This window comes from Antarctobacter sediminis (genome assembly GCF_019218285.1).
Lineage (GTDB): Bacteria > Pseudomonadota > Alphaproteobacteria > Rhodobacterales > Rhodobacteraceae > Antarctobacter > Antarctobacter sediminis.
Window position 1 is genome coordinate 1 of the sequence record NZ_JAHUZG010000009.1, and the last position, 21,736, is coordinate 21,736.

A 21,736-nucleotide genomic window follows, 5' to 3' on the forward strand; every position below is an offset into this window, starting at 1 on the left:
ACGCGCGCATCAGGATGTCCCGGTGCAGCTCTGTCTTGCCGGGGCAATCGCCACCGATGGCATTCACGTGGACACCGGCCCCAACCATATTGTCGGTCAGGATCGTCGCATATTGTTTGTCGGCGGTGCAGGTTGTGATGATCTGGGCCCCTTCAATCGCCTCTTGCCCCGAACGGCAGGGCACGACGGTCAACCCGCTGTGTTTCAGGTTCGCCGCGCAGCGCGCGGTTGCGGCCGGGTCGATGTCATACAGCCGCACGGTGTCGATCCCGCAGATCGCCTTGAAGGCCAGACATTGAAATTCTGATTGCGCACCGTTGCCGATCATCGCCATGGTTCGCGCCTCCTTGGGCGCAAGATGCCGCGCGGCCATCGCGCTGGTTGCAGCGGTGCGCAGGGCCGTCAGCAAGGTCATTTCGGACAACAGCTTGGGATACCCCGAGGCAACATCCGCCAAAAGGCCAAAGGCGGTCACCGTTTGCAGCCCCTCGGCCATGTTCTTGGGATGACCGTTGACATATTTGAAGCCATAGGTCTCGCCGTCCGAAGTGGGCATCAACTCGATCACGCCGACATCGGAATGCGAAGCCATGCGCGGCGTCTTGTCGAACAAGGGCCAGCGGCGAAAATCAGCCTCGATTTCCGAGGCGAGGTCGCTCAGCACCTTCTCGACGCCGATATGATGAACAAGCGCCATCATGTGTTCGACCGAGACGAAAGGAACATAGGCAAGTTTGGACGGGAGGGGGGACATGGGCACCTCTTCAGCAGGGTCGGGGCGTGCGGGCGCTGAGATGCAGCCCGGCAAGCATGCAACGGACAGAGCCGCCCGCATGTTCGATGGTGGGAATTTCCAGTGGCAAAAGCCGCACATGGCGTTCCAGTGTCTTTCGTTGCTGCGCATCCAATGAACGCAACGCGCGAGATGACAGGGCCAGAACAAAACCGTCGCGGCCCTGCAATTCGATCGCATTTCCGGCGAAATCGGAGATCTGTTCATGGCTGAGCGCGATCATGTCGCGTTCGCCGCGGTACAGCCGTTCGGCCACCTCTTGGCGGCGGGCGGTGTCGGGGATGGACTCCAGCCCGACCATCGCGAAATCGGTCCCGATGCACATCAGGACGTTGGTGTGATAGATCGGCTGCCCCCGCGCATCGACCGCGTCAAAGACCACCGGTTCATAGTTGAAATGGGTGCAAAAGCGTTCCAGCAGGATCTCGCTCGTCCGTTTCGACCGGGCGGCATAGGCGACGCGTTCAAGATGATCGATCACCATGGCCCCGGTGCCTTCGAGAAAAAGACCGTCCTGCTCCAGCCCCGAGTAATCGATGATGTCCTGCACGCGGTAGTCTTGTTTGAGCCTTTCCAGCACGTCCTGTCGGCGTTCCGCCCGGCGGTTGGGCGAATACATCGGATAGACGGCAACATGGCCGCCCGAATGCGTGGAAAACCAGTTGTTCGGAAATACCGAATCCGGGGTCTCGGTGCTTTCGTCCTCGAACAGGTGAACGCACACACCGGCGGCTCGCAGGGTCTCGGCCGCGCGCGTCACCTCGGCATGGGCGGTCCGCGCCACGAGCGACGCATCAGCCGCGGCCTCGGTCTGAAAATGGTTGTCGCGGGCGGTTTCCGCGTTCGGTGTGAAATGATGCGGGCGGATCATGACGACCGCGGCCGGAGCCTGAAGCGAGGATCGTGGCATGGGCTGGGCTTTCCTGAACGAAACGACAGGCAAAACTTACCGGCCCGTGTTGACGGATTGCAGAGCCATGCTGAAAGATATGCTCAGAAGTTTTGCGCATATTGCTCAACCCCACTGTGAGATTTGCATGCACATCTATGATGGCCTCGACCGCAAACTGATTGCCATCCTCCGCGAGGATGGGCGCGCCCCGGTGTCCAAATTGGCCAGTCTGTTGGGGGTGTCGCGGGGCACGGTCCAGACCCGGCTGGACCGGCTACTGGACAGCGGCGCGGTGCTGGGTTTCACCATTCGGGCGCGCGAAGACAGCGGGCCGCAAAGCGTGCGGGCCATCATGATGATCGAGGTTTCGGGCCAGTCGACGACTCAGGTGATCCGCAGCCTGCGCGGCATTCCGGCGCTGGTCCAACTGCATTCGACGAATGGCAATTGGGACCTTGTCGCGCAACTCAGCGCCGAAAGCCTCGCCGATTTCGACCGCGTTCTGCGCGAAGTGCGCGGAATTCCCGGCATCACCAACAGCGAAACCTCGATCCTGCTCAGCTCGGTCTGACTGGGGCGCAGGACCTGGACGCCCGCATCGGCATGCGCACAACCTCCCCTATAAAGGAATCGTTGACAGTGGGCTGGAAGAGAATTAAACAAACGCTTGTTTGGCTAAGAGGCGATCATGAAACCCGAAACGCGTTCGAACAATCGGCTGGATATTCTTCTGGACAGCGCGGCCGAGCTATTTTCGACGCGCGGCTATCAGGCGACCACCATGCGCGACATCGCCAAGGCCTGCGGGATGCTGCCCGGGTCGATCTATTACCACTACGCCAACAAGGAGGCGCTTCTGGTCGCGGTCTACGATGAAGGCGTCAAACGTCTGACCGACCGCGTGACCGAAGCCCAGAACGCGACGGACGACCCCTGGACCCGTCTGGAAAAGACGTTGGCCACCCATATCGAGATGATCATCGAACCAACCGCCTATGCCAGCGTGATCATCCGCATCCTGCCCGGCACCGTCCCCTCGGCCGAGCAGGACCTGATCGACCTGCGGAACCGCTACGAAACCGTTCTGCGCGACCTGGTAGAGGCTTTGCCGCTGCCTGTTGACGTCGATCGCCGCCTGTTGCGGCTGTTCCTGATCGGCGCGGTCAACCACGTGCCGCTTTGGCACAAGCCCGGCGGGTCCACCCCTGCGGACATCGCCCGCGAGCTGGTGCGCTTTGCAAGATGCCCGGCTCTCATCCAGTCAAAAGGATCTGAATAATGGGATACCCGGAACGAGTTCTGGTCACGAAGATCGGATTTGACGGTCATGACCGCGGCAGCCGTGTGGTTGCAGCCTATCTGCGCGATGCCGGGATGGAGGTGATCTATACCCCGCCATGGCAGGAAATCGCAGCCGTGGTGAAGCTGGCCATGCAAGAGGACGTGGATGTGGTGGGCGTCAGCTCTCTGGCGACCGATCACCTGATCCTGCCCGACCTGATGGAGGCGCTGCGAGCCTCCGGTCTGGGCCATGTGCGCGTCATCGTGGGTGGCATCATTCCGCAAAACGAACAACCCGACCTGATCGCGGCGGGCGTCAGCGCGATCTTCAACCCCGGCGCGACCAGTCAGGAAATCGTCGACACCGTGCGCGGACTGGCCGCCGAGGCCCGCACCGCCCGCGAAGAAGCGGAGATGGCATGATGACCACCGATCCCAAGCTGAAGACCGCGTTCGACAATTGGTCTGAACGGTATGACCGCGAGATCGGGCAGGACCGGACCGTGGTGAACCGGTCTGGCATCGAGGTTCAGCCGCTTTACACGCCGCTGGACTGGTCCGAAGACCGCTATCAGGCGGATTTGGGCATGCCCGGCGAGGCCCCCTATACGCGCGGCATCTACAACACGATGCACCGGGGCCGGACATGGACCCAGCGCCAGCTGATCGGGCTGGGCACGCCGCAGGATTACAATGCGCGGGTACAGATGCTTCTTCAGCAGGGGGCTTCGGCCATCAGCCTGCTGCCCTGCAACTCGGGGTTTCGCGGCATCGACTGCGATGAAAGCCCGGTGCCGCTGTTGGGCACCTGCGGCACGGTCATCAACACGGTCGATCACATGGAAGCCGCGCTGGACGGCGTGCCGATTGACCGGATCTCGACCGCGATGAACGATCCCACACCCTTCACGCTGTTCGCCTTTCTCTTGGGCGTGGCACAGCGGCGCGGCATCCCCTTTGACAAGATCACCGGCACGGCGAACCAGTCCGACTATATCTCGCACTACGTTGCCAATCACATGTTCTATCGCCTCAGCCAGCCGGGCGCGCGGCGGATGTTCGTGGATCACGTCAAGTTCTGCCGCGAGAACGTGCCCAACTGGAACCCCGTATCGGTGGTGGGCCAGCATATGCAGCAGGCGGGCGCGACCCCGGCCGAAACCATGGGGCTGACCCTGTCGACGGCGATCCAATACGCCGAGGATTGCATCAACGCGGGCATGGACCCCGACAATATCCTGCCCCGCTTTACCTATTTCTTCGACATCTCGATCAGCGTCTTTGAAGAGGTGGCCAAGTTCCGCGCCGGGCGGCGCATCTGGGCGCGGATCACACGCGACCGTTTCGGAGCCAAGGATCCCCGGTCGTGGCGGTTCAAGTTCCACGGCCAGACCTCTGGCGTCGACCTGACCCAACAGCAACCGCTCAACAATATTGCGCGGGTGACGGCTCAGGCCATCGCCGGGATCTTTGGCGGGTTGCAGTCGATGCACACCGACGGTTTCGACGAGGCGCTGGCCTGCCCGACCGAAGACTCCGCCCGGATCGCCGTCGCCACGCAGAACATCCTGCGCGAAGAGGCACATCTGTGTGACGTCATCGACCCGCTGGGGGGTTCGTACTATGTCGAGGCGCTGACCAACCAGATGGAGGAAAAGATCCTCGAGGTCATGGACGTGATCGAACAGGCAGGCGGCATGTACAAGGCCGTCGATGCCGGCATCGTCCAGCGCATGATCGGAAAATCCGCCTTTGAATATCAGAACCGCATCGAAACGGGGGGCGAAAAGGTCGTCGGCGTGAACTGCTATCAGGCCGACACGGAACAGCAAGAGGTCGACACCTACCGCCCAAACCGCGCCGCGATGGAGGCGCAGGTGGCCCAGTTCCGCGCCTTCAAGGCAGGTCGCGATCAGGACGTTGTGCGCAAGGCGCTGGAGGATCTGGCCCGCGCGGCAACCGGCACCGAAAATGCCTATCAAAAGGTGGTCGACGCGGCGCTGGTCGGTGTCACCCATGGCGAAATCATCGCCTGCCTGCGACGCGAGCTTGGCTTTGGCCATCCGCAGATGGTGGCCTGAATGTCCATGGCAGAGACATCGCGCATCGAACGATTGGCGCAAAAGGTCCGGCAAGGTGACCCCATGGCGCTTGGCCGCGCGCTGACCATCGCCGAAAACGGCGGGGAAGAGGGCAAGGCGCTGTTGCGCCTGCTGGAGGCCGATACCGGCAAGGCCCGGATCATCGGCTTTACCGGCCCGCCGGGCGCGGGAAAGTCCACACTTGTCGACGCGCTGATCCGCGAATGGCGCAAGACAGGTCAGCCGGTGGCGGTGCTGGCCATCGACCCGGTCAGCCCGGTCTCGGGCGGGGCGGTTCTGGGCGACCGCACGCGCATGGGTGCGCACAGTCTGGATGACGGTGTTTTCATCCGCTCGGTTTCGGCGCGCGGGCATCTGGGCGGACTGTGCCTTGCGGCGCATGACATGGCCGACGTGATAGATGCCGCGGGCTGGCCCTTGATCCTGATCGAAACCGTCGGCGCGGGCCAGTCGGAAACCGAAATCACGCAGGTCGCGGACCAGAGCGTTGTCATTTCGGCCCCGGGTCTGGGCGACGAATTGCAGGCCATCAAGGCCGGCATCCTCGAAATCGCCGACGTGCTGGTCGTCAACAAGGCCGACCGCCCGGAGGCCGAACAGACTGCCAAGCACCTCGAAGCGATGCTGGCGCTGCGGGCCAGCGACCGGCAGGACATTCCGGTGCTGCGCGTGGCGGCCTCGACCGGCGCAGGCGTGGATGACCTGCGGGCCGTTCTGGACAGCCGCGTAACCCAAGCCCGCGCCGACCGCCGGGCCAAGCGCAACTCGCGCAGGCTGGCGCTGGCCGCGCTGGAACTGGCCAGCCGTATTTCAGCCGGGATTCCCGAAGACGGGCTGGCCGAACTGGATCAAACCGATATCGAACGGGTGCTGCGGCAATCGCTGGCCACCCTGACGGCAGAAACGGAGACCTGACATGCCTCTCGACACCTCTTGGATGACCGATGAGCACCTGATGTTCAGCGAGACCATCCGCCGTTTCTTTGCCGATGAGATCCTGCCCAACGAACCCCGCTGGGAACAGGCAGGACAAGTGGAACCGTCCCTGTGGACCCGCGCCGGCGCGATGGGCCTGCTGGGCGGCGGCATCCCCGCCGAATATGGCGGTCTGGACGCCGAAAGCGCCAACAGCAGCGGCATCGACGCGCTGATCTGCATGGAACAGGGCCGGGTGAACGCGCTTGGCTGGGGTTTTATCGTTCAGAGCATCGTCAAGAACTACGTGGTGATGCACGGCACCCCCGAGCAAAAGGCCAAATGGTTGCCAATGCTGGCCACGGGCGAGGCGATCCCCTCGATCGTGATGAGCGAACCGGGCGCAGGGTCCGACCTGAAAGGCATTCGCACACGTGCGGTGCGGGACGGCAACGACCTTGTGCTGGACGGGTCCAAGATCTTTATCAGCAACGGGCAGACCTCGAATTTCATGCTGGTGGTGGCCCGGACCGGCGACACCGGCTCTGCCCGCGACATCTCGTTGGTGGCGGTCGAGCCGGAACAGATCGGCGCGGTGGTGCGCGGCGCGAACCTCGACAAGATCGGGATGAAGGCGCAGGACACCTCGGAACTGCGATTTGACGCGGTGCGGGTGCCTGCGGCCAACATCCTTGGCGGGGTCGAAGGCCGGGGCTTTTCGCAGTTGATGCAGGAACTGCCCTGGGAACGTCTGTTGATTGCCTATTGGTCGCTGGGTGCCATCGAAGGCGCGCTGGACCTGACCCGAACCTATGTTGCCGAGCGTCAGGCCTTTGGCAAACGCATCATGGATTTCCAGAACACGCGCTTTGCCCTGGCCCGCTGCAAGGTCAAGCTGGAGGTCACCCGCGCCTTTGTCGACAAATGCATGGCCCAGTACCTCGCAGGCGACCTGGATGCCGCAACGGCCTCGATCGCCAAGCTATGGGCGACCGAGGCACAGGGAGAGGTCATCGACACCTGCCTGCAACTGCATGGCGGATATGGCTATATGACCGAATATCCGATCAGCCAGTTCTACACCAACGCCCGGGTCCAGCGGATCTATGGCGGCACATCCGAAATCATGCTGGAGCTGATTTCACGATCACTGGATCAGTGACAGGACACGCGCCGCCGGCATGGGAGGTGCCGGGCGGGGGGGTGTCCAAAAATTTTTGCCCACAGATTCCTTTATAATAGAGGCTTCTCAGGGATAAAGCAGAGAAGGGGAGGGGAATGCTTTCACTGCAGGACTACACGACCTTGTTCGTGACCGGCGCCAGCCAGGGCTGCGCCTATGGCCTGATCGCACTGGGTTTCGTGCTGATCTACAAGGCCACCGAGGTGGTCAACTTTGCACATGGCGAATTCATGATGCTGGGCGCCTTTGCGGCCATCACCTTGACCAGCCTGTTCGGCTTCTGGCCCGGCTTGATCTGCGCGGTGCTTGCGGTGGGAACCGTGGGCTATCTGCTGGACGCGGTGGTCATGCGCCGGATCATCGGGCAAAGCCAGACCAGCGTCTTTATCCTGACGGTCGCCTTCGGCTTTATCTTTCGGTCCATCGCCGGGATGATCTGGGGCTGGGACCTGCTGTCGCTGAGTACGCCCTTCTCGGGCAGCTTTGACATGGGATCAGTGTCAATCCGCAGCGACAGGATCGCGATCATCGTCCTGACCGTGGTCATGTGCGCCGGGCTGTTCTTTTTCTTTGCCCGCTCACGTCTGGGCGTTGCCATGCAGGCCGCCAGCCAGAACCAGTTGGCCGCCTACTACATGGGCATCCCTGTCAAACGTCTGGTTTCGATCGTCTGGGCCATCGGCGCGATGATCGCGGCGCTGGCGGGCGTCTTCAATGCCCCGCTGACGCAGGTCGACACGCAGATCGGCGCGCTGGGGCTCAAGGCGCTGGCCGGGTCGGTGATCGGCGGTTTTGGGTCGATCCCCGGGGCCTTGCTGGGCTGCCTGCTGATCGGCGTGGCCGAACCCTTTGCCGACTACTTCCTGCCCGCGATCAAGGGCGTCTCTGCCTACATCCTGATGCTTGTGGTCCTCTTCATCAAACCCGAGGGCCTGATCGTCCAGACCTTCCAGAAAAAGGTGTGAGCCATGCAGGTTTTGTTCAAAACCAGCTATGATCAGGACATCGACCACCTGCCCAAACGCGGAGAGAAGATCCGCGTCGGGCTGGCCCTTCTGGCCGCTGCCCTCCTGCCCCTGCTGGTCGATCCCTATTACCTGACCGAAATCGGGATGCTGTTTGTCTACATCGTGGCCGGGGTCGGCCTGATGCTGCTGGTGGGGTTTACCGGGCAGGTCAGCTTTGGTCACTCGGCCTTTCTGGGCATCGGTGCCTATGGGCATGCCGTGTTCCTGACCATGGGGCTGCCCTTTCTTGTGTCGCTGGCGCTGTCGGTTGCACTGGCCGGGATTGCGGGCCTGATCCTTGGCCGGTCGGCGTCGCGAATGCACGGGTTCTACCTTGCCATTGCGACGCTGGTCTTCGCCGTGCTGGTCGAAACCATGATCGGCGAATGGGAACATGTGACCGGCGGCCATGCCGGGATCGCGGTGCCCGACATTCAGATCCTTGGCCTGTACCTGACCGACCCGGCGCAACAGTATTACCTTGACCTTGTCATCACCGTTTTCGTTCTGCTGGCTGTCGCGAACCTGATGCGCGGACCAACCGGGCGGGCCTTTCAGGCGATCCGCGACTCGGAACTTTCGGCGCGGTCGCTGGGGGTGAATGTCGCCTGGCACAAGATCAAGGCCTTTGGTCTGAGCGCGGCCATCACCGGGCTGGCCGGGGTGCTGATGGCGCATCACCTGTTTTACCTCTCGCCCGAAACCTTTGGCATCAATGAATCGCTGCGCCTGCTGTTGATGGTTGTGGTGGGCGGCATGGGTTCGTTGCTGGGGGCGGTTCTGGGGGCGATCTTTATCACCGCACTGCCCTTCGGAATCAGCCTGTTGCGCAGCGCGCTGCCCGACGGCATCGCCAATCAGGCCGGGCTGGAGCCGCTGCTGTTCGGCGTCGTGATCGTGCTGGTGCTGATCTATGCACCCGAAGGCATGGCTGGCCGCTGGCACAAGTTCCGGCTCTTTCTTGAAACCTTCCCCTACTACAAGCGCGCGAGCTTCGTGCGGCAGAAAAGCTATCTCAAGACGGAGCGGATGCGATGAACCGGCTTGAAGTTGAAAACCTGTCCGTCGAATTCGGTGGCGTGCGGGCCGTGGACGGCGTGTCCTTCATGGTCGAACCGGGCGAGATCTTTGCCATCATCGGCCCCAACGGCGCGGGCAAATCGACGATCTTCAACCTGCTCAGCCGGATCTACACCCCTTCCGGAGGCACGCTGCGCTATGGGGCGCATGACCTGCTGGCCGCCGAACCGCACCGCGTGGTGGATTTCGGCATCGCACGGACCTTTCAGAACATCGAATTGTTCGAAAACGCGACCGTGCTGCAAAACCTGCTGGTCGGGCGTCATCGCCACACCCGCCGCAACCTGCTGGCCGAGATGATCTTTCCCGGAAAGGTCCGCGCCGAGGAACGCGAACACCGCATGGCGGTCGAGGGCGTGATCGATCTGCTCGACATGTCCCATCTGCGCGATGAACGCATCCGCGACCTGCCCTATGGCGCGCGCAAGAACGTCGAGATCGCCCGCGCCCTGTGCTCCGAACCTTCGCTGTTGCTGCTGGATGAACCGGCCTCGGGTCTGAACAACGAGGAAACCGACGATCTGGCCTTTTGGCTGGAGGACATCCGCGACGATCTGGGCATCACCATGATGATGGTCGAACACGACATGTCGCTGGTCAACCGCATGGCCGACAGAGTGCTGGCGCTGAACAACGGCGCGCCTCTCGCGCTTGGCACGGCGGCCGAGGTGCAATCCGACCCCACGGTGCAGGCCGCCTACCTTGGAGGAGCCAATGCCTGACCCTTTGCTGGAGGTGCGCAACCTCGAAACCTACTATGGCCCGATCATGGCGATCCGCGGTGTCAGCCTGTCGGTTGAACCGGGCGAGATGGTCGCCGTTCTGGGTGCCAATGGCGCGGGCAAGACCACGCTGATGAAATCCATCTCGGGCGCGCTGGACACCCGCAAGGGGCGGGTCCTGCTGGAAGGGCAGGAAATTCAGGGACGCGATCCCGACTGGGTTGCCGCGCAGGGCGTGGCCCATGTGCCCGAGGGACGCGAGGTCTTTCCCTTTCTCAGCGTCCGCGAAAACCTTGCCATGGGGGCTTTCCGGCGTCGCGACCGCCGGGCCGTCGCCGAGGACCTTGAAAAGGTCTTTGAGTTCTTCCCGGTGCTGCGCACCTACGAGGCAAAGATGGCGGGATACCTGTCCGGCGGTCAGCAACAGATGCTGGCGATCGGGCGCGGATACATGTCCCGCCCGCGCCTGATGATCCTCGACGAACCCAGCCTTGGGCTGTCACCCAAGCTGGTCGAAGAAATCTTTGGAATCGTCAAACGGCTGAACGACGAGGACGGCATGACCATCCTGCTGGTCGAGCAGAACGCCAACGTGGCGCTTCAGGTTTCGCGCCGCGCCTACGTGATGGAGGTCGGCGGCGTGGTCATGGACGGCCGATCCCGGGACCTGCTGCAAAGTCAGGACATCAAGGAATTCTACCTCGGCCAAAAGGAACAGGGCGCGCGGGAAAACCGCCGCTGGAAAAAGCAGAAAACCTGGAGGTAGGCGTGAGATGAACCAGATATCCTCGATTGACGGCAGCGCGTTTGACCCCAAGGTTCACAGGATCGACGGCTGCGACACGGTGCCAAAGCTGTTCCTGAAAAAAGCGGCCGAGCGTGGCGACCGCATCGCCATGCGCGAAAAGGACTTTGGCCTCTGGCAGACCTATTCTTGGAAGGATTTTCACGACCGGGCCATGCGCATTGCCCATGGGCTGCGCAAACTGGGCCTGAACAAAGGCGATGTGGTTTCGATCCTGTCCGAGGACTGCAAGGAATGGGTCTGGGCCGATATGGGCGTGATGCTGGCTGGTGGCACCGTCAACGGCATCTATCCCACCTACCAGCCCGCGCAATTGTCTTATGTCCTGTCCGACAGCGGCACCCGCGTGCTGTTCGTCGAGGGCGAGGAACAACTCGACAAATACATCGAGATCCGCGACGAGGTGCCCGGCGTCGAAGCCGTGTTCTTCTTCGATGACAAAGGCCTGCGTACCTTTCGGGACGACCGCATCCAGCCCATCGAACACCTGTATGAAACCGGCGGGCTGGCCTGGCGCGAACATCCGGGCGAGATCGAAAAGATCGTTGCGGACACCTCGCCCGACGATCTTGGCATCCTTTGCTACACGTCCGGCACCACCGGGCGGCCCAAGGGGGCGATGATCCCGCAGCGGGCGCTGGTCTTTCAGATGACGCTGGCCCCGGATCATTTCCGCATCGGGCCGGATGACGAACTGTTGACCTACCTGCCGCTGTGCCATGTGGCGGAACGGCTGTTTTCGCTTTGCATGCCGCTGGCGACGGGGGCGACCATCAACTTTGCCGAATCCCCGGACTCGGTGCCTCAGAACCTCAAGGAACTGTCGCCGACGGTGGTTTTCGGCGTGCCCCGCATCTGGGAGAAATCCTATTCCCGGATCAACACGCTGATGAGCGAGGCCACATGGATCGGCAAGACTGTCTATGGGCTGGCCCGCAAGCTGGGCGAACGGCGCGCGGACAAGCTGATCGCGGGTCAGCCGCTTTCACCGCTGGACAGGCTGGGGTTCGCGCTGGCCGACCGGTTGGTGTTCCACAACATCAAGCAGTTGATCGGGCTGGACCGGGCACAGTTCCTTGCCTCGGGGGCGGCACCGATTTCGGAAAGCCTGCTGCGCTGGTATCTCAGCCTCGGCCTGCCCATCGTCGAGGTCTATGGCCAGACCGAGATGGGGATCGCCACGCTGACCCGCGCGGGCACGTTCAAACCGGGCACCGTCGGCCCCGCCGTGCCCGGTGTCAGCCTCAAGCTGGCCGAAAGCGGCGAAATCCTGATCCGCTCGGACGGCGGGTTCACCGGCTACCTGAACCTGCCCGAGAAAACCGCCGAAACGCTTGTGGACGGCTGGATTCACACCGGCGATGTGGGCCAGCTGGACGAGGATGGCAGCCTGCGGATCACCGACCGGATCAAGGACATCATTATCACCGCGGGCGGCAAGAACATCACCCCCAGCCAGATCGAGAACGAGCTGAAATTCTCGCCCTACATTTCGGACAGCGTGGTGGTGGGCGACAAGCGCAAGTACCTGACGGTGCTCATCATGATCGACAAGGAAAACGTCGAACATTTCGCCCAGATGAACGCCATCCCCTTCACCGACTACCGTTCACTTTGTGCGCGGCCCGAGATCGTCGATCTGATCGACGGCGAGATCGCCAAGGTAAACACGCGGTTCTCGCCGGTGGAGCAGATCAAGAAGTTCCGCCTGATCGACGTGCTGCTGACCGCCGAGGATGAGGAACTGACGCCCACGATGAAGCTCAAGCGCAGCTTCGTCAGCGAGAAATACAGCGCGCTGATCGACCAGATGTACGGCGCGTAAACCGACGGCCAGCCATGCCGACAGATATTCAGGGAGGAGACCAGAATGACACGCAGAACACTTCAGGCCGCCGCGCTTGCGCTTTGCCTTGGCGGGGCCGCGCTGGCCGATACGCAGGGTGTGACCGATACGGAAATCCGTATAGGATCGTATTCGGACCTGTCCGGGCCGGTTGCAGTCTGGGGCGTCGCGGCCACCAACGGCCAGCGCATGCGCTATGACGAGGTGAACGCCGAAGGCGGCATTCACGGCCGCAAGATCACCTTCCTTGTCGAGGACATGCAGTATCAGGTGCCGCTGGCCGTCCGTGCCGCCAACCGCCTTGTGAACCGAGACAAGGTTTTCGCCATGGTGGCCAATGTCGGCACGCCGCACAATAACGCCACCATGCCGAAACAGCTTGCAGCGGGCGTTCCCAACGTCTTTCCGCTGACCGCGGCGCTGTCGATGTTCGAACCGGCCAACCCGCTGACCATCGGCTATCTGACCAGCTACCGCGACCAGACCGTCGGCGGGATGAAATACCTCGTCGAAGCGACCGGCAAGAAAAAGGTCTGCCTGCAAACCCAGGCCACCGATTTCGGCGCCGAGGTCGAACTTGGCTTTGACGCGGCGGTCAGGGATCTGGGCCTTGAGGTCACCGCCGTCGGACGCCACCGCACCGCCGAAACCGAATTCACCGGTTCGGTGACCAGCCTCAAGAATTCGGGCTGTGAGATCCTTGTGCTGGGCACTTTCGTCCGGGACACGTTGCAAATGTACACCGCCGTGCGCGAGGCGGGCTGGGACGTGCCGGTGATCGGGAACATGGTGCCGCTGATCCCGCTGATCGCGGAAACGCCCGAGATGGACGGATTGTACGTGGCCGCGCCTTTTGCCCTGCCGGATTTCGAGGCCGCCCGGGAAACCGCCCCAGCCGTGCACGACTGGTACACCCGCTACGTCGCGGAATTCGGGCAGGAGCCGAACCCGCAGGCGCAGATCGGCTATGTCATGGCCGACCTCGTGGTGACTGCGCTCAAGGCGGCGGGTCCGGATGTGACGGCGGAAAGCTTCATGCAGGCGTTCAACGGGATTTCCGACTATCGCGATATCTTTGACGGCCCCAATATCTCGTACAGCAAGACCAAGCGCAGCGGCATGGACAGCCTGATCCTGTCACAGGTGCAGAACGGCGAATGGGTCGTTATAAAGGAAGAACTTCCGTTTTGAGTGACAGGCGCCCGGTCCCGGCCGGGCGCAACGATACATGGAGCCCGCAATGACCGCACCCCGCGTCCGTACCATCGGTCAGGAATTCGAAGGCCAGACCGCTTCGGCGGAACCGGACCTGTTCACGATCTCGGAAATCGCCGAACAGGTCGGCGTCAGTGAAAAGACCATTCGGTTCTACGAAGAAAAAGGCCTGATCAAACCGGCGAGGCTGGGCGGGCAGCGGGTCTTTACCCGTGCCGATCGGGGGCGGATCCGGATCATCGTCCGGTCGAGCCAGCAGATCGGCCTGTCCCTGCACCAGATCGGCAAATACCTCGAAGCCTATGACGCCAGCGCCGACGAACTGGACGCGATCAAGACCCTGTATCGCTACACCTACGGCTTTCTCGAAGATTTCCAGAAACGGCGCGCCGCGCTGGACGAAGGAATCCGCGGGCTGGACCAGATCCTGACATTCGCCGTCGAACGGTTGCAGGAAAACGGCGTGACTCAGGAAGAATTCGAAGAGCTCGACCGCACGGCAGAGGCCCCGGCCCGCGCCCGCACCGGACGCAAGCCCAAAGACGCCAAGCCGGCCGGGACCGAACCGGACGGTTGATCCGCCCGGTCTGACAGACCCGGCCCGGACGGGCACAGCATCATCAGTTTCACAAGACCAGGAGTTGGGCATCCCATGACCCAAGACATCTTTCTTTGTGCCGGAAAACGGACACCCTTCGGAGATTTTGGAAAATCTCTCAAGGACATAGAAGGCACGGATCTGGCAATTCATGCCGCCCGCGCGACGCTGGCCGCCAATGCCCTGGACGCTGAGAAGGTCGATCACCTCGTCTGCGGGAATGTCATTCCCGTGGGGCAGGGCGGGCTGTTTTCGTCGCGGGTGACGGCGCTGGGGGCCGGAATGCGCGAGGACAGTTGCGCGCTGAACGTGTCGCGCGCCTGCGGGTCGGGCACACAGGCCATTGTTTCTGCCGCCGAACAGATCATCTCGGGGCACAGCCGCCTTGCGCTGGCGGGAGGCTATGAAAACGCCTCGCGCGTGCCCTACGTGCTGACCGGTGGCCGCTGGGGCATGAAGCGGGGTGCCGGAGAGGTGCTCGACATGATCGACTACGCCTACCGCGACCCGTTCGACCTGTCGCTGATGGGCGAAACCGCCGAAAACCTGACCGAGGATTACGGCTATCTGCGCCAAGACATGGACGACTATGCGCTGACTTCGCAGCAGCGCGCCGGCGCCGCGATCAGCTCTGGTTTTCTGGCCCGCCAGATTGCGCCCATCGACGTGCCCGAGAAAAAGGGCACGCGGCTGTTCGAAACGGACGAATTTCCCCGCCCCCAGATCACCCGCGACAAGCTGGCGACGCTGAAACCGGCGTTCCGCGCGGGCGGGCAGGTCACGGCTGGCAATTCCAGCGGTCTGACCGACGGCGCGGCCTTCCTTTTGGTCTGCAACAGCGATGCGGCCCGCGCCAACGGGCTCACCCCGCGCGCGCGGCTGGTAGACTGGGAAATCGTCGGTGTGCCGCCGCGCATCATGGGCTGTGGTCCGGTGCCCGCCATCGACCGGCTGCTGAAACGGCGCGGTATGACCGTGGACGACATCGACTATTTCGAGATCAACGAAGCCTTTGCCGTCGTGAACCTGCACGCCGAACGGATGCTGAACATCCCGCGTGACCGGACCAACCTTTACGGCGGCGGCATTTCCATCGGCCACCCGCCCGGCGCAACCGGCGTGCGCATGACGCTGACGGCTTTCGACCATCTTGATGACACCGGCGGGCGCTATGCGATCATCTCGATGTGTCTTGGCGCGGGGCAGGGCATGGCCGTGCTGATCGAACGTGCGGGCTGAGACCGTCATGGACGCCGCCGCGCACCCTGGCTTGTTCGACCGGCAGACGGTCGGCCAAGCCACCACGCCGCAAGAAATCCACGTCGACCGCGCCAGCCTGATCCGCTTTGCCGAGGTCATTGGCGAAACCGATCCGGTCTTTCTAAGCGTCAAGGCCGCGCGCGCGGCGGGGCACCCGGACATCGTGGCCCCGCCAACCTACGCGGCGGTCATCGACATGGCGGCGATGCAGGATGCGGCCCGTGCCGGGGTGCCGGATGTACACGCGCTGATCCGGGCCGATTTCCGCTATCTCCTGCATGGCGAGGAAACCTATCACTATCACGGTCCGATCCACGCCGGGGACAGGCTGTACCATCAGACCACCGTTCTTGGCTTTTCGGACGCAGGCGGCGGACGGATGGAACTGGCCCGGCTGGAAACCGTGATCCGCCATCCCGATCGCGGACCTTTGGTGACCTGCCAGCGGACGCTGGTGCATCGGCTGGACACAGGAGCAGAGCGATGACCGCCACGCAACCGCCCCCTGAGACCGCCCGGACAGGCGACAGCATCGGAAAGCTGACCTTCGGCCCCATCTCGCGCCGGACGCTGGCGCTTTATGCGGGGGTATCGCTGGATCACAACCCGATCCACATCGACATCGACTTTGCCCGCAAGGCAGGTCAGCCGGATGTCTTTGCGCATGGCATGTTGGGCATGGCGCAATTCGGGCGGCTGGTGACGGGATGGGCCGGGGCCGCGCGGATCAGCGCCCTGTCCGCCCGCTTTGTCGCCATCGTTCCGGTCCACGCGGAACTGCACGTGACAGGCACGGTAACGGACCGCCGCGCCCAAGGTGACGAAACTGAACTGGAGCTCGCACTGCGGGCTGTTCTTCAGGATGGAACGCCGGTGCTGAAAGGCAGCGCCACGGTCCACCTTGCCGCCGCTTCACAGATTTCCTGAACAGAAAGACGACAGATGGACAACCAAAGACTCAAGGGCAAGACAGCCTATGTCACCGGTGCCGGACGCGGGATCGGCCGTGCCGTGGCGCTGAAACTGGCGCGCGAAGGGGCGCATGTGGTCCTCAACGATCTGGACGCCGCCCCCGCCGCCGAGGTGGTCGAGGCGATCAATGCGCTTGGCGGTCGGGCCCATGCGGTGGTCGGCAGCGTGACCGAGGCGGGCTTTGCCGAACGGTTCATCCAATCCGGAATGGAAAGTTTTGGCGGCGTCGACATCATCGTGAACAACGCCGGGTACACTTGGGATTCCTTCGTCGGCAAAATGACGGACGCCCAGTTCGACGCCATGCTGAACGTCCACGTCAAAGCCCCCTTCCAGGTGCTGCGCGCCGCCGCCCCGCATATCCGCAACTTTGCCGAGACCGAGGCGACACAAGGGCAGGAAGTGTTCCGCAAGGTGGTGAATATCTCGTCCATCGCCGGGCTGGGCGGCAATGTGGGGCAGGCCAATTATGCCTCGGGCAAGGCCGCCGTCGTCGGGCTGACCAAGACGCTGGCCAAGGAATGGGGCCGCTACAAGGTCAATGTAAACTGCGCCGCTTTCGGCTTTATCGAAACCCGCCTGACCGAGGCCCGCGACACCAAGGCCAGCGTTGTCGTCGATGGAAATACTGTCGGGGTCGGCATCCCCAAGGCCGCCGCCGACGCCTTTGGCGCGCAGGTTCCGCTGGGCCGTGGCGGCACCCCCGAAGAGGCGGCGGATGGCGTCTACCTGCTCTGCGCTCCGGAATCGAATTACGTCTCGGGGCAGGTTCTGGTCATCGGCGGGGGGCTGACGATCTGACCGGCTGCCGCCGGACCCCGAAACCGGCCGGTCGGCAAGGTGCCTCCTCCGCAGCCTGACCCGGCCTGCCGCACCCTGCCCGGTCACGCGACCGGGCAGGGTTTTTTCATTTGCCGGTCAAAGGAAGGTCAGACCAACCGCAATGATGATCCCCGACAGGATCAGATGCACCACGCAAAAGCCCATGATGTCCTTGGCCCGCAGCCCCGCGATCCCAAGGATCGGCAGCGCCCAGAAAGGTTGCACCATGTTGGTCCATGCATCCCCCCAGGCCACTGCCATCGAGGTCCGCGCAATATCCGCGCCAAGCGCCTCTGCCGCAGGAAGGATCACCGGGGCCTGCACCGCCCATTGACCGCCGCCCGAAGGCACGAAAAAGTTCACGATCCCCGCCGAGATAAAGGACCAGAACGGCAGGGTCGCCGCCGAAGCCAGCCCGACCAGTTGTTCCGAGATGCTCGCCGCAAGACCGGATTTCACCATGATTGCCATGATCCCCGCGTAAAAGGGGAACTGGATCACGATGCCCGCGCCGCCTTTGACCGCGTCGGTCAGCGCGTTCAGCAGGTTCTTGGGCGTGCCATGCAACAGGATCGCCAGCGTCAGGAACAAGAAGTTGATGACGTTCAGCGACAGCCCGCCGCCCTGAGCGAAATACTGGATCAGCCATGCCGCGCCCGCGGCCCCCACCAGTACCGACAGCGCCATGCTGTTTTCCAGCCACTCTGCCGGGGTCGGGCTTTCGGGTTTCGGGCGGTCGTCTTCAGCCAGCAGGGCAGGATCGACGTAGACGGCTTCGTCCTCGCGCGGCATCATCGCACGGTTCACCAGAGGAACCGCGATGAACAACGCGACCACGATGCTCAGGTTGAACACGGAAAAGATCGTCTCCGAGGTGGGCACAACCCCGGTGATATTGGCGAAGGGATGGCCTTCGGTCGCGATGGACAAGGGCACCGATCCGGCCAGACCACCGTGCCAGACGATGAACCCGGAATAGGCCGAGGCCACCAGAAGGCGGTAGTCAACCTTGATCGTCCGCGCCAGTTCGCGGGCGAACAGCGCCCCAACGACAAGGCCAAAGCCCCAGTTGATCCAAGACGCAGCCAGCGACACCACGCTGACCAGAAGGATCGCGCTGCCGGCGCTGCTGGCCATGCCCGCCAGCGCAGAAAGCCCGCGCCGCACCAGCGGCGTGGATGCCATCATGTAACCGGTGACAAGCACCAGAAGCATCTGCATCGAAAAAGTCAGAAGCGACCAGAAACCATCGCCCCAGAAGGTCACAACCTCCATCGGGCCGGTCCCTTGCGTCAACACGGCGGCCAACCCGGCCACCAGTGTCAGCACAAGGACAAAGACAAAGGGATCCGGCAGGTAGCGGTCCACGATCCTGACCATGGGTCGTGAGATAAAACCGAGCATGAAGCTCTCCTTGCTTAGATAAAACAGCACCTTATTCGGCGACTATCAGTGCCGGGTTGCCGTTGAAAGGTCTTGCAGCCAAGGACAGGGGATTAATTTTTGGGCGCTTTGTGTACCGCTTTGACAAGGCACCGCGACGGGGAAACCGACCCGCACGAAAGATCGACGCCGCATCATTTCAGCGCCAAAATTAACATAATTCAAATTATCCGACTGCGCTCACGTGCCGTCCGACAACTGCACCCTGACGCCCCAGTCCTTGCAGCGGGCGGCAAGGTCTCCGGGCAATGGCTCGTCGGTATAAAAGGTGTCGATCCGCGCCAGCGATCCGATCCGCGCCGGGGCGTTGCGGCTGAACTTGGAATGATCCGCCACCAGAAAGACCTTGCGTGACTGGGCCATGATCGTCTGGCTGACCGCCACTTCCTGAATATCATAGTCCAGCAGGTCGCCGTCCGCATCCAGCGCCGAGCAGCCGATCACGGCAAGGTCGAATTTGAACTGGCTGATGGTATCCGCCGCAAGGTTGCCGATCAGCCCTCCGTCCGAGCGCCGCAGATGCCCACCGGTCACGATGATCTCGCATTCCGAGTTGGCAACAAGGATATTGGCCACGTTCATATTGTTGGTCACCACCATCAGTTTGCGATGGTGCAACAGCTCGCGGGCGACGGCCTCGGTCGAGGTGCCGATGTTCAGGAACAGCGAAATGTCGTTGGGGATATTGGCGGCACAAGCGCGCGCGATGGCCGTTTTCGCCTGCGGGTTCAGGGTACGCCGCTCTTCATAGCCGATATTTGTGATGCTGGAAGGCAGCACCGCCCCGCCGTGTACCCGTTCCAGCCGCCCGGCCTGCGCAAGATCGGACAAGTCGCGCCGGATCGTTTGCAGGGTTACGCCGAAATGATCGGCCAACCCTTCGACCGTCACCTTCCCTTCGCGCCGGGCAATGTCGAGGATTTCCGGGTGGCGGAAGGTTTGCGACATGTTCGTTTCCTTTCGGATCTGCCCAGAACGGCCATCGGATCGAAGAATTGACCCAGCGTATCTGCTGACGCAAGCGTCAGGCAACAGATTTTCCGGTTCATTTCTTTCGCGACGCCCGGAGATTTCGTTTGCGAAAATTAAAATGACCATTTAGATCAGCAGCTTGCGCAAAAGCGAACAGAATCGAAAACAAATCTGTTGAAAGACGCGCGCGCTTTTGAGAGTGTTCGCCATGTTTCGCGTGCAGGAGGGGAGAATCGCGTGGCACGTCCTGTCGAGACCACGACAACCGACCTGTTCATCATCGGTGGCGGCATCAATGGCTGCGGGATCGCGCGCGATGCGGCCGGCCGCGGGTTGACCGTTGCGCTGGCCGAAATGAACGACCTCGCCTCGGCGACCTCCTCTGCCTCGACCAAGCTGTTTCACGGCGGATTGCGCTATCTGGAGTATTTCGAGTTTCGGCTGGTCCGCGAGGCGCTGATCGAACGCGAAACCCTGTTGCGTGCCATGCCGCACATCAGTTGGCCTATGCGCTTTGTCCTGCCCTACCACAAGGACATGCGGTTCGAATCCGAAACGCCGACGTCGAAGCTGCTCAGCTTTGTGATGCCATGGATGAAGGGGCGCCGCCCGGCATGGCTGATCCGCCTCGGTCTTTGGCTGTATGACAATCTTGGCGGCCGCAAGATCCTGCCCGGCACCGAAACCCTGTCCTTGCAGGGCACCGCCGAAGGCGCGCCGCTTCAACCGCGCTTTGAAAAAGCCTATGAATACTCGGACTGCTGGATCGAGGACTCGCGCCTTGTGGTGCTGAATGCCCGCGACGCCGAAGCCCGTGGCGCGCGGATCATGACCCGGACCAAGGTGCTGTCCGCCAGCCGTGACGGCGATCTGTGGCGCATCGAAACCCGGACCGAAGGCCGTGACGAGGTGCAGGTGCATCACGCCCGGATGCTGGTCAACGCGGGCGGGCCCTGGGTGGGCGACATCATTCACCAGAAGGTGCGCATCAACTCGACCGAAGGCGTGCGGCTGGTGCGTGGCTCGCATATCGTGACCCGCAAGCTTTACGATCACGACAAATGCTATTTCTTTCAGGGCACCGACGGACGGATCATCTTTTCGATCCCCTACGAGACAGATTTCACCCTGATCGGCACCACCGATGCGGAACATGCCGATCCGGCGCAGAAACCGGTCTGCACCCCGGAGGAACAGCGCTATCTGATTGAATTCGCGAACCAGTATTTCGCGCAGGATCTGTCGGACGACGACGTGATCTGGACCTATTCCGGCGTCCGGCCCCTCTATGACGATGGCGCCTCCAGCGCGACGGCGGCAACACGGGACTACACGCTCAAGGTCGACACGCAGGGCGGTGCGCCGCTGCTGAACATCTTTGGCGGCAAGATCACCACCTATCGCCGGCTCGCCGAAAGCGCGTTGGAAAAGATCGGCCAACACCTGCCTGTCGACAAGGGACCCTGGACCGCCGGTGTCCCCCTGCCGGGTGGCGATTTCCCGGTCGATGGCGTTCCGGCACTGGTCGCGGATCTGCGCGCGCGCTTTGACTTTCTGACCGAAGCCTGGGCCCGCCGCCTTGTGCGCGCCTATGGTACAGAAGCCGCGTCGATCCTTGGCAACGCCAAGTCCGCCGCCGACCTTGGGCAGGACTTTGGCGCGACGCTGACCGCGGCCGAAGTCAGCTGGCTGATGACCAACGAATACGCCGTGACCGCGCAGGACGTGATCTGGCGCCGCAACAAACTCGGTCTCAGAATGACCGGGCAACAAGAACAAGAACTGGACGCATGGATGGCGCAACGCCGCTGATCCATCACCGCTTCGG

General features: G+C 62.6%; 22 protein-coding genes. 18 read left to right on the plus strand and 4 right to left on the minus strand.

Annotated features, from left to right (window positions below):
* A partial coding sequence (gene ocd / locus KJP30_RS23650; RefSeq protein WP_218452016.1) for an ornithine cyclodeaminase occupies positions 1-754 on the minus strand: 754 nt, incomplete at its 3' end.
* 10 nt (positions 755-764) lie between these two features.
* Entirely contained in the window at positions 765-1,703 is a 939-nt protein-coding gene (gene ctlX / locus KJP30_RS23655; RefSeq protein ID WP_218452017.1) for a citrulline utilization hydrolase CtlX, read from the minus strand.
* Between the two features lie 127 nt (positions 1,704-1,830).
* On the opposite strand from ctlX, the gene KJP30_RS23660 reads away from it, so the two are divergent.
* From KJP30_RS23660 to KJP30_RS23740, 17 genes are all read left to right on the plus strand, one after another.
* Positions 1,831-2,256, plus strand: a complete 426-nt coding sequence (locus tag KJP30_RS23660) for an Lrp/AsnC family transcriptional regulator (protein ID WP_218452018.1) — start codon at positions 1,831-1,833, stop codon at positions 2,254-2,256.
* 117 nt (positions 2,257-2,373) lie between these two features.
* Positions 2,374-2,964: a TetR/AcrR family transcriptional regulator gene (locus KJP30_RS23665; protein ID WP_218452019.1), complete on the plus strand. Its 591-nt coding sequence runs from the start codon at positions 2,374-2,376 to the stop codon at positions 2,962-2,964.
* Positions 2,964-3,389, plus strand: a complete 426-nt coding sequence (locus KJP30_RS23670; RefSeq protein ID WP_218452020.1) for a cobalamin B12-binding domain-containing protein — start codon at positions 2,964-2,966, stop codon at positions 3,387-3,389. The genes KJP30_RS23665 and KJP30_RS23670 overlap by 1 nt, the downstream gene beginning before the upstream one ends.
* Positions 3,389-5,047, plus strand: coding sequence for an acyl-CoA mutase large subunit family protein (locus KJP30_RS23675; RefSeq protein WP_281421460.1), 1,659 nt, complete (start codon positions 3,389-3,391; stop codon positions 5,045-5,047). Before KJP30_RS23670 ends, KJP30_RS23675 begins: the two co-directional genes overlap by 1 nt.
* Positions 5,048-5,053: 6 nt before the next feature.
* Positions 5,054-5,983: a methylmalonyl Co-A mutase-associated GTPase MeaB gene (gene meaB, locus KJP30_RS23680; RefSeq protein ID WP_218452022.1), complete on the plus strand. Its 930-nt coding sequence runs from the start codon at positions 5,054-5,056 to the stop codon at positions 5,981-5,983.
* Between the two features lies 1 nt (position 5,984).
* Positions 5,985-7,145 carry an acyl-CoA dehydrogenase family protein gene (locus KJP30_RS23685; RefSeq protein ID WP_218452023.1) on the plus strand — a complete coding sequence of 387 codons (1,161 nt, stop codon included), beginning with the start codon at positions 5,985-5,987 and terminating at the stop codon, positions 7,143-7,145.
* Positions 7,146-7,261: 116 nt separating this feature from the next.
* Entirely contained in the window at positions 7,262-8,131 is an 870-nt protein-coding gene (locus KJP30_RS23690) for a branched-chain amino acid ABC transporter permease (RefSeq protein ID WP_218452024.1), read from the plus strand.
* A gap of 3 nt (positions 8,132-8,134) precedes the next feature.
* Positions 8,135-9,211 carry a branched-chain amino acid ABC transporter permease gene (locus KJP30_RS23695; RefSeq protein WP_218452025.1) on the plus strand — a complete coding sequence of 359 codons (1,077 nt, stop codon included), beginning with the start codon at positions 8,135-8,137 and terminating at the stop codon, positions 9,209-9,211.
* The gene (locus KJP30_RS23700; protein WP_218452026.1) at positions 9,208-9,975 is read left to right on the plus strand and encodes an ABC transporter ATP-binding protein; all 768 of its coding nucleotides are present in this window, start codon (positions 9,208-9,210) and stop codon (positions 9,973-9,975) included. The genes KJP30_RS23695 and KJP30_RS23700 overlap by 4 nt, the downstream gene beginning before the upstream one ends.
* On the plus strand, positions 9,968-10,741 hold the full coding sequence (locus KJP30_RS23705) for an ABC transporter ATP-binding protein (protein ID WP_218452027.1): 774 nt from the start codon (positions 9,968-9,970) through the stop codon (positions 10,739-10,741). Before KJP30_RS23700 ends, KJP30_RS23705 begins: the two co-directional genes overlap by 8 nt.
* Before the next feature lie 7 nt (positions 10,742-10,748).
* The gene (locus KJP30_RS23710; protein WP_218452028.1) at positions 10,749-12,605 is read left to right on the plus strand and encodes an AMP-dependent synthetase/ligase; all 1,857 of its coding nucleotides are present in this window, start codon (positions 10,749-10,751) and stop codon (positions 12,603-12,605) included.
* Positions 12,606-12,650: 45 nt separating this feature from the next.
* Entirely contained in the window at positions 12,651-13,817 is a 1,167-nt protein-coding gene (locus KJP30_RS23715) for an ABC transporter substrate-binding protein (protein ID WP_218452029.1), read from the plus strand.
* Positions 13,818-13,866: 49 nt separating this feature from the next.
* Positions 13,867-14,418: a MerR family transcriptional regulator gene (locus KJP30_RS23720; RefSeq protein ID WP_218452030.1), complete on the plus strand. Its 552-nt coding sequence runs from the start codon at positions 13,867-13,869 to the stop codon at positions 14,416-14,418.
* Between the two features lie 75 nt (positions 14,419-14,493).
* Complete coding sequence (locus tag KJP30_RS23725) at positions 14,494-15,678, plus strand: thiolase family protein (RefSeq protein WP_218452031.1); 1,185 nt, start codon at positions 14,494-14,496, stop codon at positions 15,676-15,678.
* A 7-nt stretch (positions 15,679-15,685) separates the two neighbouring features.
* Entirely contained in the window at positions 15,686-16,186 is a 501-nt protein-coding gene (locus KJP30_RS23730; protein ID WP_218452032.1) for an FAS1-like dehydratase domain-containing protein, read from the plus strand.
* A complete protein-coding gene (locus tag KJP30_RS23735) occupies positions 16,183-16,626 on the plus strand; it encodes a MaoC/PaaZ C-terminal domain-containing protein (RefSeq protein WP_218452033.1) in 444 nt (147 codons plus the stop codon). The genes KJP30_RS23730 and KJP30_RS23735 overlap by 4 nt, the downstream gene beginning before the upstream one ends.
* A gap of 15 nt (positions 16,627-16,641) precedes the next feature.
* The gene (locus KJP30_RS23740) at positions 16,642-17,472 is read left to right on the plus strand and encodes an SDR family NAD(P)-dependent oxidoreductase (protein ID WP_218452034.1); all 831 of its coding nucleotides are present in this window, start codon (positions 16,642-16,644) and stop codon (positions 17,470-17,472) included.
* Positions 17,473-17,589: 117 nt separating this feature from the next.
* On the opposite strand, the gene KJP30_RS23745 is transcribed toward KJP30_RS23740, so the two are convergent.
* The gene (locus KJP30_RS23745; RefSeq protein ID WP_218452035.1) at positions 17,590-18,897 is read right to left on the minus strand and encodes a short-chain fatty acid transporter; all 1,308 of its coding nucleotides are present in this window, start codon (positions 18,895-18,897) and stop codon (positions 17,590-17,592) included.
* A gap of 219 nt (positions 18,898-19,116) precedes the next feature.
* On the minus strand, positions 19,117-19,884 hold the full coding sequence (locus KJP30_RS23750; RefSeq protein ID WP_218452036.1) for a DeoR/GlpR family DNA-binding transcription regulator: 768 nt from the start codon (positions 19,882-19,884) through the stop codon (positions 19,117-19,119).
* A gap of 261 nt (positions 19,885-20,145) precedes the next feature.
* Here KJP30_RS23750 and glpD point away from each other — a divergent pair, with 261 nt between their 5' ends.
* Positions 20,146-21,720, plus strand: a complete 1,575-nt coding sequence (gene glpD, locus KJP30_RS23755; RefSeq protein WP_218452037.1) for a glycerol-3-phosphate dehydrogenase — start codon at positions 20,146-20,148, stop codon at positions 21,718-21,720.
* Positions 21,721-21,736 lie beyond the last annotated feature (16 nt).

Coding starts and splice junctions, on each gene's coding strand:
- ctlX (WP_218452017.1), bottom strand. CDS start 1,703: ATGCCACGATCCTCGCTTCAGGCTCCGGCCGCGGTCGTCATGATCCGC.
- KJP30_RS23660 (WP_218452018.1), top strand. CDS start 1,831: ATGCACATCTATGATGGCCTCGACCGCAAACTGATTGCCATCCTCCGC.
- KJP30_RS23665 (WP_218452019.1), top strand. CDS start 2,374: ATGAAACCCGAAACGCGTTCGAACAATCGGCTGGATATTCTTCTGGAC.
- KJP30_RS23670 (WP_218452020.1), top strand. CDS start 2,964: ATGGGATACCCGGAACGAGTTCTGGTCACGAAGATCGGATTTGACGGT.
- KJP30_RS23675 (WP_281421460.1), top strand. CDS start 3,389: ATGACCACCGATCCCAAGCTGAAGACCGCGTTCGACAATTGGTCTGAA.
- meaB (WP_218452022.1), top strand. CDS start 5,054: ATGGCAGAGACATCGCGCATCGAACGATTGGCGCAAAAGGTCCGGCAA.
- KJP30_RS23685 (WP_218452023.1), top strand. CDS start 5,985: ATGCCTCTCGACACCTCTTGGATGACCGATGAGCACCTGATGTTCAGC.
- KJP30_RS23690 (WP_218452024.1), top strand. CDS start 7,262: ATGCTTTCACTGCAGGACTACACGACCTTGTTCGTGACCGGCGCCAGC.
- KJP30_RS23695 (WP_218452025.1), top strand. CDS start 8,135: ATGCAGGTTTTGTTCAAAACCAGCTATGATCAGGACATCGACCACCTG.
- KJP30_RS23700 (WP_218452026.1), top strand. CDS start 9,208: ATGAACCGGCTTGAAGTTGAAAACCTGTCCGTCGAATTCGGTGGCGTG.
- KJP30_RS23705 (WP_218452027.1), top strand. CDS start 9,968: ATGCCTGACCCTTTGCTGGAGGTGCGCAACCTCGAAACCTACTATGGC.
- KJP30_RS23710 (WP_218452028.1), top strand. CDS start 10,749: ATGAACCAGATATCCTCGATTGACGGCAGCGCGTTTGACCCCAAGGTT.
- KJP30_RS23715 (WP_218452029.1), top strand. CDS start 12,651: ATGACACGCAGAACACTTCAGGCCGCCGCGCTTGCGCTTTGCCTTGGC.
- KJP30_RS23720 (WP_218452030.1), top strand. CDS start 13,867: ATGACCGCACCCCGCGTCCGTACCATCGGTCAGGAATTCGAAGGCCAG.
- KJP30_RS23725 (WP_218452031.1), top strand. CDS start 14,494: ATGACCCAAGACATCTTTCTTTGTGCCGGAAAACGGACACCCTTCGGA.
- KJP30_RS23730 (WP_218452032.1), top strand. CDS start 15,686: ATGGACGCCGCCGCGCACCCTGGCTTGTTCGACCGGCAGACGGTCGGC.
- KJP30_RS23735 (WP_218452033.1), top strand. CDS start 16,183: ATGACCGCCACGCAACCGCCCCCTGAGACCGCCCGGACAGGCGACAGC.
- KJP30_RS23740 (WP_218452034.1), top strand. CDS start 16,642: ATGGACAACCAAAGACTCAAGGGCAAGACAGCCTATGTCACCGGTGCC.
- KJP30_RS23745 (WP_218452035.1), bottom strand. CDS start 18,897: ATGCTCGGTTTTATCTCACGACCCATGGTCAGGATCGTGGACCGCTAC.
- KJP30_RS23750 (WP_218452036.1), bottom strand. CDS start 19,884: ATGTCGCAAACCTTCCGCCACCCGGAAATCCTCGACATTGCCCGGCGC.